The 14,794-nt window shown below is 73.8% G+C and carries 15 protein-coding genes and 2 pseudogenes; 5 read left to right on the forward strand and 12 right to left on the reverse strand.

Going from position 1 to position 14,794, the window contains the following annotated elements; all coding sequences use genetic code 11:
* Nucleotides 1–34: 34 nt before the first annotated feature.
* Genes AB0M97_RS02640 through AB0M97_RS02650 form a run of 3 tightly spaced genes read right to left on the reverse strand, consistent with a single transcriptional unit; the run spans nucleotide 35 to nucleotide 1,291 of the window.
* Entirely contained in the window at nucleotides 35–244 is a 210-nt protein-coding gene (locus tag AB0M97_RS02640) for a DUF397 domain-containing protein (protein WP_365958857.1), read from the reverse strand.
* Between the two features lie 13 nt (nucleotides 245–257).
* A complete protein-coding gene (locus AB0M97_RS02645) occupies nucleotides 258–467 on the reverse strand; it encodes a DUF397 domain-containing protein (RefSeq protein WP_365958858.1) in 210 nt (69 codons plus the stop codon).
* The gene (locus AB0M97_RS02650) at nucleotides 449–1,291 is read right to left on the reverse strand and encodes a helix-turn-helix transcriptional regulator (protein WP_365958859.1); all 843 of its coding nucleotides are present in this window, start codon (nucleotides 1,289–1,291) and stop codon (nucleotides 449–451) included. The genes AB0M97_RS02645 and AB0M97_RS02650 overlap by 19 nt, the downstream gene beginning before the upstream one ends.
* Nucleotides 1,292–1,485: 194 nt before the next feature.
* Here AB0M97_RS02650 and AB0M97_RS02655 point away from each other — a divergent pair, with 194 nt between their 5' ends.
* Nucleotides 1,486–1,809, forward strand: coding sequence for a hypothetical protein (locus AB0M97_RS02655; protein WP_365958860.1), 324 nt, complete (start codon nucleotides 1,486–1,488; stop codon nucleotides 1,807–1,809).
* An 89-nt stretch (nucleotides 1,810–1,898) separates the two neighbouring features.
* Nucleotides 1,899–2,090, forward strand: coding sequence for a hypothetical protein (locus tag AB0M97_RS02660; protein ID WP_365959031.1), 192 nt, complete (start codon nucleotides 1,899–1,901; stop codon nucleotides 2,088–2,090).
* Between the two features lie 164 nt (nucleotides 2,091–2,254).
* Here the strand turns inward: AB0M97_RS02660 and AB0M97_RS02665 are convergent.
* From AB0M97_RS02665 to AB0M97_RS02685, 5 genes and pseudogenes are all read right to left on the reverse strand, one after another.
* Nucleotides 2,255–2,788 (reverse strand): annotated as a pseudogene (locus AB0M97_RS02665) (TetR family transcriptional regulator); the annotation flags it as partial.
* A 45-nt stretch (nucleotides 2,789–2,833) separates the two neighbouring features.
* Nucleotides 2,834–3,261 (reverse strand): annotated as a pseudogene (locus tag AB0M97_RS02670) (maltose acetyltransferase domain-containing protein); the annotation flags it as partial.
* A gap of 73 nt (nucleotides 3,262–3,334) precedes the next feature.
* Nucleotides 3,335–3,778, reverse strand: coding sequence for a DUF6299 family protein (locus AB0M97_RS02675; protein WP_365958862.1), 444 nt, complete (start codon nucleotides 3,776–3,778; stop codon nucleotides 3,335–3,337).
* Between the two features lie 122 nt (nucleotides 3,779–3,900).
* Entirely contained in the window at nucleotides 3,901–4,299 is a 399-nt protein-coding gene (locus AB0M97_RS02680; RefSeq protein ID WP_365958863.1) for a RidA family protein, read from the reverse strand.
* Nucleotides 4,296–5,504, reverse strand: a complete 1,209-nt coding sequence (locus AB0M97_RS02685; RefSeq protein WP_365958864.1) for an acyl-CoA dehydrogenase family protein — start codon at nucleotides 5,502–5,504, stop codon at nucleotides 4,296–4,298. Before AB0M97_RS02685 ends, AB0M97_RS02680 begins: the two co-directional genes overlap by 4 nt.
* A gap of 140 nt (nucleotides 5,505–5,644) precedes the next feature.
* Between AB0M97_RS02685 and AB0M97_RS02690 the strand changes: the two genes are divergently transcribed.
* Together AB0M97_RS02690 and AB0M97_RS02695 are read left to right on the forward strand one after the other, a co-directional pair.
* Nucleotides 5,645–7,279, forward strand: coding sequence for an AMP-binding protein (locus AB0M97_RS02690; RefSeq protein ID WP_365958865.1), 1,635 nt, complete (start codon nucleotides 5,645–5,647; stop codon nucleotides 7,277–7,279).
* Between the two features lie 16 nt (nucleotides 7,280–7,295).
* Nucleotides 7,296–8,120, forward strand: a complete 825-nt coding sequence (locus AB0M97_RS02695) for a PaaX family transcriptional regulator C-terminal domain-containing protein (RefSeq protein WP_365958866.1) — start codon at nucleotides 7,296–7,298, stop codon at nucleotides 8,118–8,120.
* Between the two features lie 18 nt (nucleotides 8,121–8,138).
* On the opposite strand, the gene AB0M97_RS02700 is transcribed toward AB0M97_RS02695, so the two are convergent.
* Complete coding sequence (locus tag AB0M97_RS02700; RefSeq protein WP_365958868.1) at nucleotides 8,139–10,466, reverse strand: bifunctional salicylyl-CoA 5-hydroxylase/oxidoreductase; 2,328 nt, start codon at nucleotides 10,464–10,466, stop codon at nucleotides 8,139–8,141.
* Nucleotides 10,467–10,468: 2 nt separating this feature from the next.
* Complete coding sequence (locus AB0M97_RS02705) at nucleotides 10,469–11,296, reverse strand: enoyl-CoA hydratase family protein (protein WP_365958869.1); 828 nt, start codon at nucleotides 11,294–11,296, stop codon at nucleotides 10,469–10,471.
* A 288-nt stretch (nucleotides 11,297–11,584) separates the two neighbouring features.
* Here AB0M97_RS02705 and AB0M97_RS02710 point away from each other — a divergent pair, with 288 nt between their 5' ends.
* Nucleotides 11,585–12,022: an ATP-binding protein gene (locus AB0M97_RS02710; protein ID WP_365958870.1), complete on the forward strand. Its 438-nt coding sequence runs from the start codon at nucleotides 11,585–11,587 to the stop codon at nucleotides 12,020–12,022.
* On the opposite strand, the gene AB0M97_RS02715 is transcribed toward AB0M97_RS02710, so the two are convergent.
* Both AB0M97_RS02715 and argF read right to left on the reverse strand, forming a co-directional pair.
* Nucleotides 11,979–13,457: an amino acid permease gene (locus tag AB0M97_RS02715; protein ID WP_365958871.1), complete on the reverse strand. Its 1,479-nt coding sequence runs from the start codon at nucleotides 13,455–13,457 to the stop codon at nucleotides 11,979–11,981. The genes AB0M97_RS02710 and AB0M97_RS02715 overlap by 44 nt on opposite strands.
* Before the next feature lie 196 nt (nucleotides 13,458–13,653).
* Nucleotides 13,654–14,661 carry an ornithine carbamoyltransferase gene (gene argF, locus AB0M97_RS02720; protein WP_365958872.1) on the reverse strand — a complete coding sequence of 336 codons (1,008 nt, stop codon included), beginning with the start codon at nucleotides 14,659–14,661 and terminating at the stop codon, nucleotides 13,654–13,656.
* Between the last annotated feature and the right edge of the window lie 133 nt (nucleotides 14,662–14,794).

Below are 14,794 nucleotides of genomic sequence, written 5' to 3' on the forward strand. Positions count from 1 at the left end.
ACGGCACTGCCGGTGCGGTGGGCCCTGGCCGGCGTCAGCTGCCCATCGCACCGCGCTGCACGGCGGAGACGAACGAGGCCCAGTCCCCAGCCCGAAAGGTGATCACCGGGCCGCACGGCTGCTTGCTGTCCCGCACGGGGACGACGGCACCGAAGTCGTCGGAGACCTCGAGGCAGGCGCCGCCGTCCTGATTGCTGTAGCTGCTCTTGCGCCAAGTTGCGGTGTTCAGGGCGTGGGGTCGCACGGTACTTCCTCTGTCAGGTGTCCAAGGCACCGCGCTGCACGGCGGAGACGAACGAGGCCCAGTCCCCAGCCCGAAAGGTGATCACCGGGCCGCACGGCTGCTTGCTGTCCCGCACGGAGACGACGGCACCGAAGTCGTCGGAGACCTCGAGGCAGGCGCCGCCGTCGGAGTTGCTGTAGGAACTCTTGCGCCAAGTCGCGGCGTTCAGGGCGTGGGGTCGCACGGTACTTCCTCCAACATGCGCAGGATGAACTTCCGCGACTCGGCAGGGGACATGGCCATGTCGCGTACGGCATCATAGGCGCGCTGTAGGCGTTCGACAGGCCCGTGCTCCTCGATCAGTTCACCGCGATGCGCGTTCTCGATGTACGCGACCGTGTGGCCTCCCGGCAGCCTCAAGAACCAGACGTCCGTGGCGTCGAGCCCGTAGTGTCCGGCGCTGAACGGCAGGACGTGGACGGACATGCCCGGCCGGTCCGCCGCCTCCAGCAGGGACTCCAACTGTTCCCGCCAAGCCGTCCTGTTCCGCAGGGCCGTCCGCAGTACGGCTTCCGACAGGATCGTGCGGAACGGAGGCGCGTCGTCTCCCTCCAGCAGCTCGCGCCGCCCCATCCGCGCCTCGATCTGCTGCTCCAGTTCCTCGCCCCTGAGCCCACCCGCGGACAGCACCTCCCGCGCGTATCCCGCCGTCTGCAACAACCCCGGCAGCACGCTCACCGCGAAGTGCCACAGGCTCACCGCCTCGGCCTCCAACGCCATGTACTGGCGATACCGTTCACGGAACTGCGTGTGGTCCCCCCGCGCCAGTTCCCACAACGCGAGCAGCATGCCCGGCGTTCCGTAGTAGTGGTCGAGCGCCTGCACGACCTCGGGGCCGCCCAGCGTCTCCCCCTTCTCCATCTTGCCGAACAGCGACCAGTCCCAGCCCAGCCGCTCACCGAGCTGCCGCAGGCTCTCCCCTTTCCGCGCCCTCAACCGCCGTAACTCCTCGGCGAACCGTTGGCGTGGTTCCTGGCTGCGGCCCGTGACGAGGCGTCGCTGCGGCAAGGTCGCTCCTTCCCGTGGAAGTTGTGGAACGTGCGTCACCCGGCGGGGAACCGGTCCCCGGCCACGGCGCATCCCGGCCCGGACGCGCGGCATTCTCGTAACACACCGACTACGCACGGTAATTCACGGCAGGCGGAAGTGGTGCCGGAATCGTCGATTCACGTCCCGCTTGCCGCAGCCCGGAAGGACACCCCATGCCGCATCCGAACCCCGGCCGCCCCCCGCTCCCGAGGCGCACCAAGCCCCGCTCGCCCGACCCGAAACTCCAGGAGGCCCTCACCGCCCGTGACGCCCTCGCCGCCGCGCTCACGGACGCCGGCATCCAGCTCCCCGCGATGGACGTCCGTACGCCGTGGGGCGCCCCTCTGCCCGACACCCCGGAGGAAGGAAGGGAGACCGCGCCGGACGACTACCGCGCTCCCGTGAGCGCCCGTTACGCGCTCGTGCACCTCGGGGTGTGTTCGGCGCCCGTCGCCCTGGCCCTGGCCGCCGTCATCGCCCGGGGCGCCGCTCGGTGAACGGCCCGCACGTCACCCCGGCCCCCGATGCCGGTGCTCCCCCGCCGCCCGGCGTGGCGGTCCGGGATGCCGCGCGGGGCCGGGTCGGCATGGTGATGGGTCACGAGGGGCCGTATCTCCAGCTCCGTCCTCTGTCCGGTGGCCGGGAATGGGACGCCGAGCCCGCCGATGTCCGGCCGCTGACCGCGGAGGAACTGCTGCGCGCGCGGCTGGCCGAGACGAACGAGCGCAGCCGGACGGGCCTCGGTGTCAAGCAGCCCGGTGAGAGGGGGCGCGCGTGAGTCATCGCCGCGCCGACCTGTGCGGCCCCGCGGCCGACGCCGGTGTCGCCGCGCGCCGATGCGGTCCGTCCGGTCGGGGCCCGGGATGCGGGGGCACCCGTGCGGCACGGTGTCAGGTCCGTGCCGCACGGGCGGCTCAGGTGGCGGTCCCGGGCCGGGCCGCCGGTGATGCGCGCGACGGCCTCGGCGGTCAGCGCGCGGTCGTGCGGTGCGGTGTCCAGCGCCCGGTGCGGCGCCAGACCCTCGATCAGCGCGTCCCGTTGCCGGGCGGTCGCGGGGTCGACGTGGCGCTCCAGGCATACCCGGCTGCGGCGCATCCACTCCCGGGTCGGCTCGCGGTGGGCGTGCTCCCGCGCGGCGAGCGTGTACAGCTCGTGCGTGAGGACCACGTAGCGCCGCGGCCGGTCGTAGAGGCGGTGGATCAGGTCGGCGGCCGCCGTGCGGGCCCCGTCGGCGTCGGCGGCCCCGCCGAGGTGGGCGTCGAAGGCGGCGACGGCACCGTCGGCGAAGCGCGTGAACGCCTCGCGCAGCAGCTCCTCCCGGCCGCGGAAGTGGTACGTCGTCGACCCGAGCGGTACGCCCGCGCGTGCGGCGGCCTTGCGGTGCGAGACGCCGGCGAGGCCCTCGTCGGCGATCAGGTCGAGCGTGGCGGCGGTGAGGCGCGCGCGCCGCCGCGGGTCGGCGTGTCCGGGTGCCATGTGCCGTCCCGTCAGAGCGTGCGGACGACCCGGGCCGGTTTGCCCACCGACGGTGATGGGCCGTGCCGCCTCCAGCTTGTCGCGCCGGGGCCCCGGCCGCACGGGGTGGGTGGGGTGAGCAACTGGACGTTCGGGCCGATCTGGCAGTCCTCGCCGATGGTGATGGCGGCGACGTCCAGGGCGGTCAGATTGACGTTGACGAACGTGCGCGCCCCGATCGACAGGGAGCTGCCGTGGTCGACGTGCAGCGGGGGCCGTACGTGGGCCTCCTCGCCGAGGGAGCCGAGCAGTTCCGCCGGCACGGCCCTGGCCGCGTCGGGGTCCTCGGCGTAGGCGGCCCGGTAGCGCGCGGTGAGCCGTACGGCGCGCTGCCGGCGGCGGGCGATCTCCGGGTCGTCGGCCATGCAGAGGTCCCCGGCGAGAATGCGCTCCAGCTGGGTGCGGGGGTCCTGGGCGAAGGGGTCCGTCGACACGCGTACGAACGTACACTCCGCGCGGGGGCGGGCGGCCGGGTTTCCGGCCGCCCGCCCCCGGGGCTCCCGCCGGTCAGGCCTGGATCAGCGTGACGGCCTGGTTCCGCGCGGCGTGGAAGGCGGGCAGGGGCAGGCCGGTCGTGGTCCGCAGCTCCATCAGGGTCGCCTCGACCTGGGCCGGGCCGGCCGTCAGGGTGGTGGCGTACGGCTTGCCGGTGTTCACCCAGCGGCGCTCCACGCCGTCGCACACCGCGCGGGTGCCGCCGATGCCGTGCCGGACGTTCGAGGGGTTCTGCGTGAGGGACGAGCTGAGGAACACCGGCCCGGTGCTGCCGGTGCAGCGGTAGGTGCCGGAGAGGGTCACGGTGCCGTCCGCGGCGATGCTGCCCGTCGGGTCGACGGTGACGGTCTCGTAGGCGGGAAGGGGCTCGGGCGCGGCGGCGGCCGGGACCGCGGGGGCGGCCAGCAGGAGCAGTGCGGCACCGGCGGCGGCGCCGAGGGCGGGACGCGAGAACATGGGGTACCTCCTGGGGTGAACCCGGGTGTCGGGGCTTCCAACAGGTACCGGGCGCCCGTCCCCGGGGGCGTGATCGTCACCCCTTCGGTGGCGAGTTGGCGCTCACCGTCCGGCGGGAGCACTCAGGTCAGCAGGGCGAAGCCGTCCAGTTCGACCATCGCCTGCTCGTCCCACAGGCGCACGACCTCCACGACCGCCATCGCCGGGTAGTCCCGGCCCACCAACCGCCGCCAGGTGCGGCCGAGTTCGCGGGCGTGGGTGCGGTAGGCGGCGACGTCGGTGGTGTAGACGGTGACGCGGGCGAGGTCGGCCGGGGTGCCGCCCGCGGCGCGCAGCGCGGTCAGGAGGTTGGTGAGCGCGCGGGTGAACTGTTCGGGGAGGGTGCCGCCGGTCACCTTGCCGTCGGTGTCGAGCGCGGTCTGGCCGGCGAGGAAGACGACGCGGGTGCCGGTGGCGACGACGGCGTGGGAGAAGCCGGTGGGCGGGGACAGGTCGGGCGGGTTGATGCGCTCGGCGGTCACGGGGCGTCCTTCCCTTGCGCCGCGGCGGCGTACAGCTCCTTGGCGATGATGCCGCGCTGGACCTCGCTCGCGCCCTCGTAGATGCGCGGTGCGCGGACCTCGCGGTAGAGGTGTTCGAGGAGGTGGCCGCGGCGCAGGGCGCGGGCGCCGTGCAGCTGGACGGCCGTGTCGACGACGTACTGCGCGGTCTCGGTGGCCAGTAGTTTCGCCATGGCGGCCCGTTTCGGGACGTCCGCCGCGCCCGCGTCGTACGCCGTGGCCGCCGCGTACACCACGAGGCGGGCGGCGTCCGTGCGCAGCGCCATCTCGGCGACCTGGTGGGCGACGGTCTGAAGGCCGCTGAGTGTCCCGCCGAAGGCGTCGCGCCGGGCGGTGTGGGCGAGGGTGGCGTCGAGGGCGGCCTGCGCCATGCCGACGGCGAAGGCGCCGACGCCGGGGCGGAACAGGTTGAGGGTGCCCATGGCGACGCGGAAGCCGCGGTCGGTCTCCCCGAGCACGTCGTCGGCGGTGACCGGCACGGCGTCGAAGTCCAGCGTCCCGATGGGGTGCGGGGAGAGCATGTCGAGGGCGGTGCCGGTGAGGCCGGGGCGGTCGGCCGGCACCAGGAAGGCGGTGATCCCGCGGGCGCCGGCGCCGGGCGTGGTGCGCGCGAAGACGGTGTAGAAGTCGGCCTCCGGGGCGTTGGAGATCCAGCACTTCTCCCCGGTGAGCCGCCAGCGGGAGCCGCCGTCGGGGTCGGCGCAGAGGGGCGGCGGCTGGGTGTGCGGGGCGGTTGGGGTGTCCGGGGTCTTTGGTCCGTGCCGCTCCGCCCGAAGCCCGAGCCCCGCCGCGTCCGAGCCCGCCCCCGGCTCGCTGAGCGCGAACGCCGCCACCGCGGTGCCGTCGCTCACCCGGGGCAGCCAGCGGGCGCGCTGCGCGTCGGTGCCGTGGGCGTGGACGGGGTGGGCGCCCAGGCCCTGGAGGGCGAGGGCCGTCTCCGCCTCCGTGCAGGCGTACGCGAGGGACTCCCGCATCAGGCACAGGCCGAGCGCGCCGGAGGTGAACAGGCGGGTGAGCAGGCCGAGGGCGCCCAGTTCGGCGAGCAGGGGCCGGTTGACGTGGCCCGGTTCGCCCTTGTCGGCGAGGGGGCGGAGCCGTTCGGCGGCCAGGGTGCGCAGCTCGGCGCACCAGGCGGTCTGTTCCGGTTCGAGCGAGAACGCGGTCATTCCCGGGCCTCCCGGTCGCTTCTCCCCCGCCGCCCTCGTGGCCGCCGGGACACCTCCGAGGTTATCGCGCACCGTTGACTGCCGTCACCAACACGATACGCTCCTCGTGCGAGCCCACCACCACAAAGGGGGCGATCGTCATGCATCACGGGGACACCCCGGGCGCCCGGCGCGCGGCCACCGCCCACGTCGACACCTTCGCACGGGACCACCTCCCACCGCCCGACCAGTGGCCGCAGCTCGTCTTCGACCTGCCGGAACTGCGCTACCCGGACCGCCTCAACTGCGCCGACGAGCTGCTGTCGGGCCCGCCCGCCGACCGGCCGGTGTTCCGCACCCCGGCCGGCCCCGCCTGGACGTACGGGGAGCTGCGCGCCCGCGTCGACCGCATCGCCCATCTGCTGACCGGCGACCTCGGTGTCGTCCCCGGCAACCGGGTGCTGCTGCGCGGCCCCACCACCCCGTGGCTGGCGGCCTGCTGGCTCGCGGTGCTGAAGGCGGGCGCGGTCGCCGTGACGGTGCTGGCCCAGCAGCGCCCGCACGAGCTGGCCACGATGTGCGAGATCGCGCGGGTGCGGCACGCGCTGTGCGACGTCCGCGCGGTCGACGACCTCGTCAAGGCGGAGATCCCGGACCTGGGGATCACGACGTACGGCGGTGACTCCCCCGGCGACCTGCTCCACCGTCCGGCGCCGCAGGGGCCGTACCGGGCGGTGGACACCGCGGCCGACGACGTGGCGCTGATCGCCTTCACCTCGGGCACCACCGGCCGTCCCAAGGGCTGCATGCACGCTCACCGGGACGTGCTGGCCGTCGCCGACACCTTCTCCCGGCACGTGCTGCGGCCCCGCGCGGACGACGTGTTCGCGGGCAGCCCGCCGCTCGGCTTCACCTTCGGCCTCGGCGGGCTGGTGGTCTTCCCGATGCGGGCCGGGGCGAGCGCCCTGCTGCTGGAGCAGGCGACGCCCCGGCACCTGCTGCCCGCGATCGCCGAGCACCGGGTCTCGGTGCTGTTCACCGCGCCGACCGCGTACCGCGCGATGCTCGACGCCCTCGACGCGCACGACGTCACCTCGCTGCGCCGCTGCGTGTCGGCCGGGGAGAACCTGCCCGCGGCGACCTGGCACGCCTGGCACGAGCGGACCGGGCTGCGCCTCATCAACGGCATCGGCGCCACCGAACTGCTGCACATCTTCATCTCCGCCGCCGACGACCGGATCCGCCCCGGCACGACGGGCCTTCCGGTGCCGGGCTGGCACGCGCGCGTGCAGGACCAGAACGGCGACCCCGTGCCCGACGGCGAACCGGGCCTGCTCGCCGTACGCGGCCCGGTCGGCTGCCGCTACCTCGCCGACCCGCGGCAGCGGGAGTACGTGCGCGACGGCTGGAACATCACCGGCGACACCTACGTCCGCGAACCCGACGGCTACTTCCGGTACGTGGCCCGCGCCGACGACATGATCATCTCGGCCGGCTGCAACATCGCCGGCCCCGAGGTCGAGGACGCCCTGCTGCGTCACCCGGACGTGGTCGAGGCGGCGGTCGTGGGGCGGCCCGACGAGGCGCGCGGCGAGGCCGTCGTGGCGTACGCGGTGCTGAAGGAGGGCGCCGCACGGGACGCCGAGGCGCTGCGGGCCTTCGTGAAGGCGGAGCTGACGCCGTACAAGTGCCCGCGCGAGATCGTCTTCATGGACGCGCTGCCGCGCACGGCGACCGGCAAGCTCCAGCGGTTCAAGCTGCGCGCGTCCGCCGTCGCCGAGGGTGACCAGCAGTGATGCCGAAGACCCTAAGATGATCAACGTGTCCGACCAGCATGCACCACGGTCTCTCATCGTCACGCTCTACGGCGCGTACGGCCGCTTCGCCCCGGGCCCGGTGCCCGTCGCCGAGCTGATCCGGCTCCTGGCCGCGGTCGGCGTGGACGCGCCCTCGGTGCGCTCCTCGGTGTCGCGGCTCAAGCGGCGCGGGCTGCTCGTCCCGGGCCGCACGGAATCGGGCGCCGCCGGGTACGGGCTGTCGCCGGACGCACGGCAGCTGCTGGAGGACGGCGACCGGCGCGTCTACGCCGCGGCGGCGCCTCAGGACGAGGGCTGGGTCCTCGCGGTGTTCTCGGTGCCCGAGTCGGAGCGGCAGAAGCGGCACGTGCTGCGCTCCCGGCTGGCCGGACTGGGCTTCGGCACGGCGGCGCCCGGCGTGTGGATCGCCCCGGCGCGGCTGTACGAGGAGACCCGGCACACCCTGCAGCGGCTGCGCCTGGAGGGGTACGTCGACTTCTTCCGCGGCGAGCACCTGGGGTTCGCGCCGACCGTGGAGGCCGTCGCCCGCTGGTGGGACCTGGCGGCGATCGCCAAGGAGCACGAGGCGTTCCTGGACCGCCACGCGCGCGTGCTGGAGGCGTGGCGGCGGCGCGCGGACACCCCGCCGGAGGAGGCCTACCGCGACTACCTCCTCGCCCTGGACTCCTGGCGCCACCTGCCCTACGCCGATCCCGGCCTGCCCGCCCGGCTGCTGCCCGCCGACTGGCCGGGCGTCCGGTCGGCCGCCGTCTTCCGTGAGCTGCACGAGCGGCTGCGGGACGCGGGAGCGGCGTACGCCGGTCTCGGCCCGGACGCGTGATCCCGCCCGTCCGCGGTCTCAGCCGGACAGGCTGAGCCGGGGTTTGGGGGCGTCCGCGCGTCCGGTGCGCGGGGGCCTGCTGCCCGCGCGGTACGGAGCGGGCCAGACGGCGCCGGGACCGGCGTAGCCCTGCTCGGCCGCCGCGTGCAGTGTCCAGTGCGGGTCGTACAGGTGCGGGCGGGCGAGCGCGCACAGGTCGGTGCGGCCCGCCAGGACCAGGGAGTTGACGTCGTCCCAGGAGGAGATCGCGCCGACCGCGATCACCGGGATGCGCGCCTCGTGCCGGATGCGGTCCGCGAACGGCGTCTGGTACGACCGTCCGAACTCGGGTCGTTCGTCGGCGACGACCTGCCCGGTCGACACGTCGATCGCGTCGGCGCCGTGCGCGGCGAACGCCCGGGCGATCTCGACGGCGTCGTCGGCGGTGGTGCCGCCGTCGGCCCAGTCGGTGGCGGAGATCCGCACGGTCATGGGGCGTTCCTCCGGCCAGACGGCCCGTACGGCGTCGAACACCTCCAGCGGGAAGCGCAGCCGGTTGGCGAGCGGGCCGCCGTAGGCGTCGGTGCGGTGGTTGGTCAGCGGGGAGAGGAAGCCGGACAGCAGGTAGCCGTGCGCGCAGTGCAGTTCCAGCAGGTCGAACCCGGCGCGGGCGGCACGGACCGCCGCCGCCGTGAACTGCTCCCTCAGGTCCGTGAGCCGGGCCCGGCTGAGCGCCCGCGGGACCTGGCTGCGCGGGGTGTACGGCAGCGGGGACGCGGCGACCAGCGGCCAGTTGCCGTCGTCCAGCGGCTCGTCCATGCCCTCCCACATCGGCTTGGTGGAGCCCTTGCGCCCGCTGTGCCCGAGCTGCACGCCGATGGCGGTGCCCGGCGCCCGCTCGTGCACGAAGGAGGTGATCCGCCGCCACGCCTCGGTCTGCCGTCCGGTGTAGAGGCCGGCGCAGCCCGGCGTGATGCGGCCCTCGGGGCTGACGCACACCATCTCGGTCATCACGAGCCCGGCTCCCCCGAGCGCCCGTGCGCCCAGGTGGACGAGGTGGAAGTCGCCGGGGACGCCGTCCTGGGCCGAGTACATGTCCATCGGGGACACGACGACCCGGTTGCGCAGGGTCAGGCCGCGCAGCCGCAACGGCGTGAACATCGGCGGTGTGCCGGGCGGGCAGCCGAACTCGCGCTCCACCGACTCCGTGAAACGGGCGTCGCGCAGCCGAAGGTTGCCGTGGGTGACGCGGCGGCTGCGGGTGAGCAGGTTGAAGGCGAACCGGCGGGGCGGCTGGCCCACGTACAGGGCGAGGTTCTCGAACCACTCCAGGCTGGCGCGGGCCGCGCGCTGCGTGGAGGCGACGACCGGCTTGCGTTCCTCCTCGTAGGCCGCGAGCGCCTGCTCCAGGGAGGGCTGTTCGGTCAGGCAGGCGGCGAGGGCGAGGGCGTCCTCGACGGCGAGCTTCGTGCCGGAGCCGATGGAGAAGTGGGCGGTGTGGGCGGCGTCGCCGAGCAGGACGACGTTGCCGTGCGACCAGCGTTCGGTGACGACCGTGCGGAACGTCGTCCACGCCGAGTTGTTGGATCGCAGCGGGCGCCCGCCGAGCGCCTCGGCGAAGGTCTTGGCGCAGCGCTCGACCGCCTCCCGCTCGTGCAGCTCACCGAACCCGGCGGCGCGCCACACCTCCTCGCGCATCTCGACGATGACGGTGGAGGCCTCCGCCGCGTACGGGTAGCCGTGCAGCTGCATCACGCCGTGCCCGGTCTCGGCGATCTCGAAGCGGAAGGCGTCGAAGGCGAAGTCGGCGGCGAGCCAGATGTAGCGGCAGCGGTGGGGCGTGACGTGGGGGCGGAACACGTCCGCGTACGTGTCGCGGGTCTGGCTGTGCACCCCGTCGGCCGCGACGACGAGGTCGTACGCCGCGGCCAGCCGGTCCGGGTGCGGGGCCGGTGTGCTGAAGCGCAGGTCGACGCCGAGGGCGCGGCACCGGTCGTGCAGGATCCGCAGGAGGCGGTGGCGGCCGAGGGCGGCGAAGCCGTGGCCTCCGGAGGTCTGGCGGGTGTCGCGGTGGACGATGTCGATGTCGTCCCAGCGGACGAAGTGGTGCTGGAGGGCCGTATAGGCCTCGGGGTCGGCGTGTTCGATGCCGCCGAGGGTCTCGTCGGAGAGGACGACGCCGAAGCCGAAGGTGTCGTAGGGCGCGTTGCGTTCCCAGACGGTGACGTCCCTGGCCGGGTCGAGGCGTTTGAGGAGGGCGGCGGTGTAGAGGCCGCCGGGGCCTCCGCCGATGACGGCGATGCGCCGGGGGTTCTCGTGCCGGCGCGGGTGACGGGTGGCCGGTCGTGCCCCGGGGTCGGCCGTCATCGTCACCGCCCCTTCCACCGGGGAGGGCGCTTCTCCGTGAAGGCCGCGTGGAACTCCCTGTAGTCCTCGCCGGTCATCAGGAAGGCCTGGGTGGAGGCGTCCAGTTCGACGGCTGCCGACAGCGGCATGTCCAGTTCCGCCGTGAGGAGGGCCTTGGTCTGGGCGTGGGCCAGGGCCGGGCCGTCGGCGAGGCGGCGGGCCAGGGACTGGGCGGCCTGGTCGGCGTGGCCCTCGTCGGTCAGTTCGCTGATCAGGCCGATGCGCTCGGCCTCGGGGGCGCGGACCGGTTCGCCGAGCATCAGCAGGCGGGTGGCGTGGCCCAGGCCGACGACCCTCGGCAGCAGGTAGGCGGCGCCCATGTCGCCGCCGGACAGGCCGACCCTCGTGAAGAGGAAGGCGAAGCGGGCGGTGGGGTCGGCGACGCGGAAGTCGGCGGCCAGGGCGAGGACCGCGCCGGCGCCCGCGGCGACCCCGTGGACGGCGGCGATCACCGGGAACGGGCACTCGCGCACCGCCCGCACCACCTGGCCGGTCATCCGGTTGAAGTCGAGGAGTCCGGCGGTGTCCATGGCGAGGGTGGCGCCGATGATCTCGTCGACGTCGCCGCCGGAGCAGAAGCCGCGTCCCTCACCGGCCAGCACCAGGGCGCGGACGGCACGGGTGCGGGACAGCTCGGCGAGCAGGTCCCGCAGGTCGGCGTAGGCGCCGAAGGTCAGCGCGTTGAGCTTGTCGGGGCGGGCGAGGGTGACGGTGACGACGCCGTCGGCGAGGTCGACGCGCAGGTGCCGCCAGTCGGCGGTGGGGGCGGCGGAGCCGGTGAAGGGACTCATGACGGGCGGCCTCCTCGGGCGGGCACTGCCTCACTGGGCCTAGCTGCGGCCTCCGGAGCCGAGCCGAGCCCTGCCCTTCGAAGTTATCACCGATCCGTGACTGTCGTCACGAGTGCGCGATATACGTGTCGTCGCCCGGGGAGCGTGCCGGGAGGGCGGACGGAGGGCCGCAGGCCGCCGGGCGACGGGCCGGCGGCCCCCTACCGTGCCCCCCGGACACTGCTGACGGGCGCCCCCGTACCATGCGTACGGTTGAAATCAGGACAGCCTGCACATGACGGACTTGTTGTGCACGACTCCCACGCCCCCGCCTCCTGGCGCGTCGCCCTGCCCCACGCCGCCTCCGCGGTGCCGGTCGCGCGTGCCCTGGTCCGCACGGCGCTGGCGGAGGTGGAGCATGGCGCGGACTGCGACACCGCCGAGCTGCTCACGGCGGAGCTGGTGGCGAACGCCGTCGAGCACACCACCGGGGACACCCCGATCGAGCTGGTCGTGGAGGTGCGGCCGACCGGCTGCCGGGTCGAGGTGCACGACCCCGACCCGGCACCGCCGGGCGATCTGACCCGTCCGGTGCCGGAGGCGCCCGACCCGTGGCAGGAGCACGGGCGCGGCCTGCTGCTGATCCGCGCCCTCAGCTCGTCCTGCGGACACCGCCCCACCGAGTCCGGCAAGGCGGTGTGGTTCAGACTGCCTGTGGTTCCCGCTCAGCGGCGTCGCTCGCCGTGAGCCGGGCGAGCCGGGAGTTGCGGCGCCCGTAGCCGGCGTAGAGCGCGAGGCCGGCCGCGAGGAACACCGCGAACCGGATCCAGGTGCCGGCGCCCGTCTCGTACATCAGGTACAGGCAGAAGCCGAGGCCGAGCAGCGGCGTGACCGGGTAGAGCGGCACGCGGAAGGTGCGGGCGAGGCCCGGTTCGCGGCGGCGCAGCGCGAGCACGGCGACGTTGACGGCGGCCATGGTGGCGAGCGTGCCGATGGTGCACAGGTTGACCACCGCGTCCAGCGGGGCGAAGGCGGCCGGGACCGCGAAGACGACACCGACGATCAGGGTGCCGGCCACGGGGGTGGCGGTGCGCGGGGAGACCTTCTCGAAGACGCCCGGGATGAGCCCGTCGCGGGACATCGACATCAGGATGCGGGTCTGGCCGTACATGACGGCGAGGACGACCGAGGCGATGGCGACGACCGCGCCGAAGGCGACGATCCCGCCGCCGATCGTGGCGCCGGTGACCTCGTTGACGACGTAGGACAGGGCGGCGGGCCGGTCGGCGACGGCGTCGCCGCCGACCGCGCCCAGGGCGGCGAGGGCGACCGCGCAGTACAGCAGCGTGACCAGGCCGATGCAGACGAGGATCGCGACGGGGATGTCCCGGCGCGGGTTCTTCGCCTCCTCACCGGCGGTGGTGATCGCGTCGAAGCCGATGTACGAGAAGAACGCGGCGGTGGTGCCGGCGCCGATGCCGCCGAGCCCGGCCGGGGAGAACGGGCTGAGGTTGCCGTCCCGGAAGGCGGTGAAGCCGATCGCGCAGAACGCGACGAGCACGGCGAGCTTGAGCACGGCCATCGCGGCGGTGGCGCGGGCGCTCTCGCGCACCCCGCGCACCAGCAGCACGCAGGCCAGGGCGATGACGAGCACGGCGGGCAGGTTGACCAGCCCGCCCTCGCCGGGTCCGGCGGACAGCGCGGCGGGCAGCCGGATGCCGAGGACGCTGTTGAGCAGTTCGTTGACGTACTGGCTCCAGCCGACGGCGACCGCGGAGACGGACACGCCGTACTCCAGGAGCAGGCACCAGCCGACGAGGAAGGCCGTGGTCTCGCCGAGTCCGGCGTAGGCGAAGGAGTACGAGGAGCCGGCGACCGGGATGGCGCCGCCCAGCTCAGCGAAGGCGAAGGCGGTGAGCACGCAGGTCAGCGCGGCGAGCAGGAAGGAGACCACGACGGCCGGGCCGGCCTGGGCGACCGAGTCGGACAGGCCGACGAAGATGCCGGTTCCGACGATCGCGCCGACGCCGAAGCAGATGAGCTGGAAGAGGCCCATCGTGCGCCTCAGGCCGTGGCCTTCGCGGTCGGCGCCGGATTCGGCGACGAGGAGGGCGGGGGACTTGATGCGCGGGGTGGTGACGCGCGGGGCGCGCGTGCCGGGCGCGCCGGTGGTGCTGGGCATGCGGGTCGTGCTCGTTTCTGGTGGTGCGGGTGCGACGGGGTTCCGCCGCGGGCGACGGCCGCGGAAGGGGTGGCTCCGGGCCGCCGGACAGGATAGGCGCGATCGGGCCGGGGCCGCGACCGGGACCGCCTCGGTCGTGAACGGCTCGCCGCCGGGACCGCCCGACCGCGCCAGGACAGGACCGCGCTGACCGTGATCAGGTCAAGGTCGCCACCAGAAGCGCCTTGATCGTGTGCAGCCGGTTCTCCGCCTCGTCGAAGACGACCGAGTGGGCCGACTCGAACACCTCGTCCGTGACCTCCAGCGACCGCAGGCCGTGCCGCTCGTGGACAGCGCGGCCGACCTCGGTGTCGAGGTCGTGGAAGGCGGGCAGGCAGTGCAGGAACCTCACGTCCGGGTTGCCGGTGGCGCGCAGCACGTCCATGGTCACGGCGTACGGGGCGAGGTCCGCGATCCGCTCGTCCCAGACCGCCTTGGGCTCGCCCATGGACACCCACACGTCGGTGGCGACGAAGTCGGCGCCGCGCACGCCCTCCGCGAGGGACTCGGTGAGCGTGACCCGGGCGCCGGAGGCCTCGGCGAGTTCGCGGGCCCGGTCGGTGATCTCCTGGGCGGGCCAGTAGGACTTCGGGGCGACGATCCGCACGTCCATGCCGAGCAGGGCGCCGGTGATCAGGTAGGAGTTGCCCATGTTGAAGCGGGCGTCGCCGAGGTAGGCGAAGGCGGTTTCCTTCAGGGGTCTGCCGCTGTGTTCGGTCATGGTGAGCACGTCGGCGAGCATCTGGGTGGGGTGCCAGTCGTCGGTGAGGCCGTTGTAGACGGGCACGCCCGCGTGCGCGGCGAGTTCCTCGACCTTGGCCTGGCTGTCGCCGCGGTACTGGATGGCGTCGTACATCCGGCCCAGCACGCGTGCGGTGTCCTTCACGGACTCCTTGTGGCCGATCTGCGAGCCGGACGGGTCGAGGTACGTCGTGGACGCGCCCTGGTCGGCGGCGGCGACCTCGAACGCGCAGCGGGTGCGCGTGGAGGTCTTCTCGAAGATCAGCGCGATGTTCCTGCCGCGCAGGTGGCGTGTCTCGGTCCCGGCCTTCTTGGCGGCCTTCAGCTCGGCCGCCAGCTCGACCAGGCCCAGGAACTCCTGCGCGCTGAAGTCGACTTCCTTGAGGAAGTGGCGGCCGGTGAGAGCGGTCGGGACTGTCGCCATGGGGGCGCTCCAGGGGTGCGTGGACAGGGAGGGACAGAGACCCTTGGAAGTCTATACGACGGTCGGCATTTCTATACAGAGGCCTTCGTCAGATCGCCTTCGTCAGCTCGCCTTCACCATGCCACCTTCCCCT

Origin of the sequence: Streptomyces sp. NPDC051207, assembly GCF_040682395.1 — a bacterium.
Classification (GTDB): domain Bacteria; phylum Actinomycetota; class Actinomycetes; order Streptomycetales; family Streptomycetaceae; genus Streptomyces.

Excerpts from the sequence above, each read along its gene's own strand:
- AB0M97_RS02655 (WP_365958860.1), top strand. The coding sequence starts at position 1,486 with ATGCCGCATCCGAACCCCGGCCGCCCCCCGCTCCCGAGGCGCACCAAG.
- AB0M97_RS02660 (WP_365959031.1), top strand. The coding sequence starts at position 1,899 with ATGGTGATGGGTCACGAGGGGCCGTATCTCCAGCTCCGTCCTCTGTCC.
- AB0M97_RS02675 (WP_365958862.1), bottom strand. The coding sequence starts at position 3,778 with ATGTTCTCGCGTCCCGCCCTCGGCGCCGCCGCCGGTGCCGCACTGCTC.
- AB0M97_RS02685 (WP_365958864.1), bottom strand. The coding sequence starts at position 5,504 with ATGACCGCGTTCTCGCTCGAACCGGAACAGACCGCCTGGTGCGCCGAG.
- AB0M97_RS02690 (WP_365958865.1), top strand. The coding sequence starts at position 5,645 with ATGCATCACGGGGACACCCCGGGCGCCCGGCGCGCGGCCACCGCCCAC.
- AB0M97_RS02695 (WP_365958866.1), top strand. The coding sequence starts at position 7,296 with ATGATCAACGTGTCCGACCAGCATGCACCACGGTCTCTCATCGTCACG.
- AB0M97_RS02700 (WP_365958868.1), bottom strand. The coding sequence starts at position 10,466 with ATGACGGCCGACCCCGGGGCACGACCGGCCACCCGTCACCCGCGCCGG.
- AB0M97_RS02705 (WP_365958869.1), bottom strand. The coding sequence starts at position 11,296 with ATGAGTCCCTTCACCGGCTCCGCCGCCCCCACCGCCGACTGGCGGCAC.
- AB0M97_RS02715 (WP_365958871.1), bottom strand. The coding sequence starts at position 13,457 with ATGCCCAGCACCACCGGCGCGCCCGGCACGCGCGCCCCGCGCGTCACC.
- argF (WP_365958872.1), bottom strand. The coding sequence starts at position 14,661 with ATGGCGACAGTCCCGACCGCTCTCACCGGCCGCCACTTCCTCAAGGAA.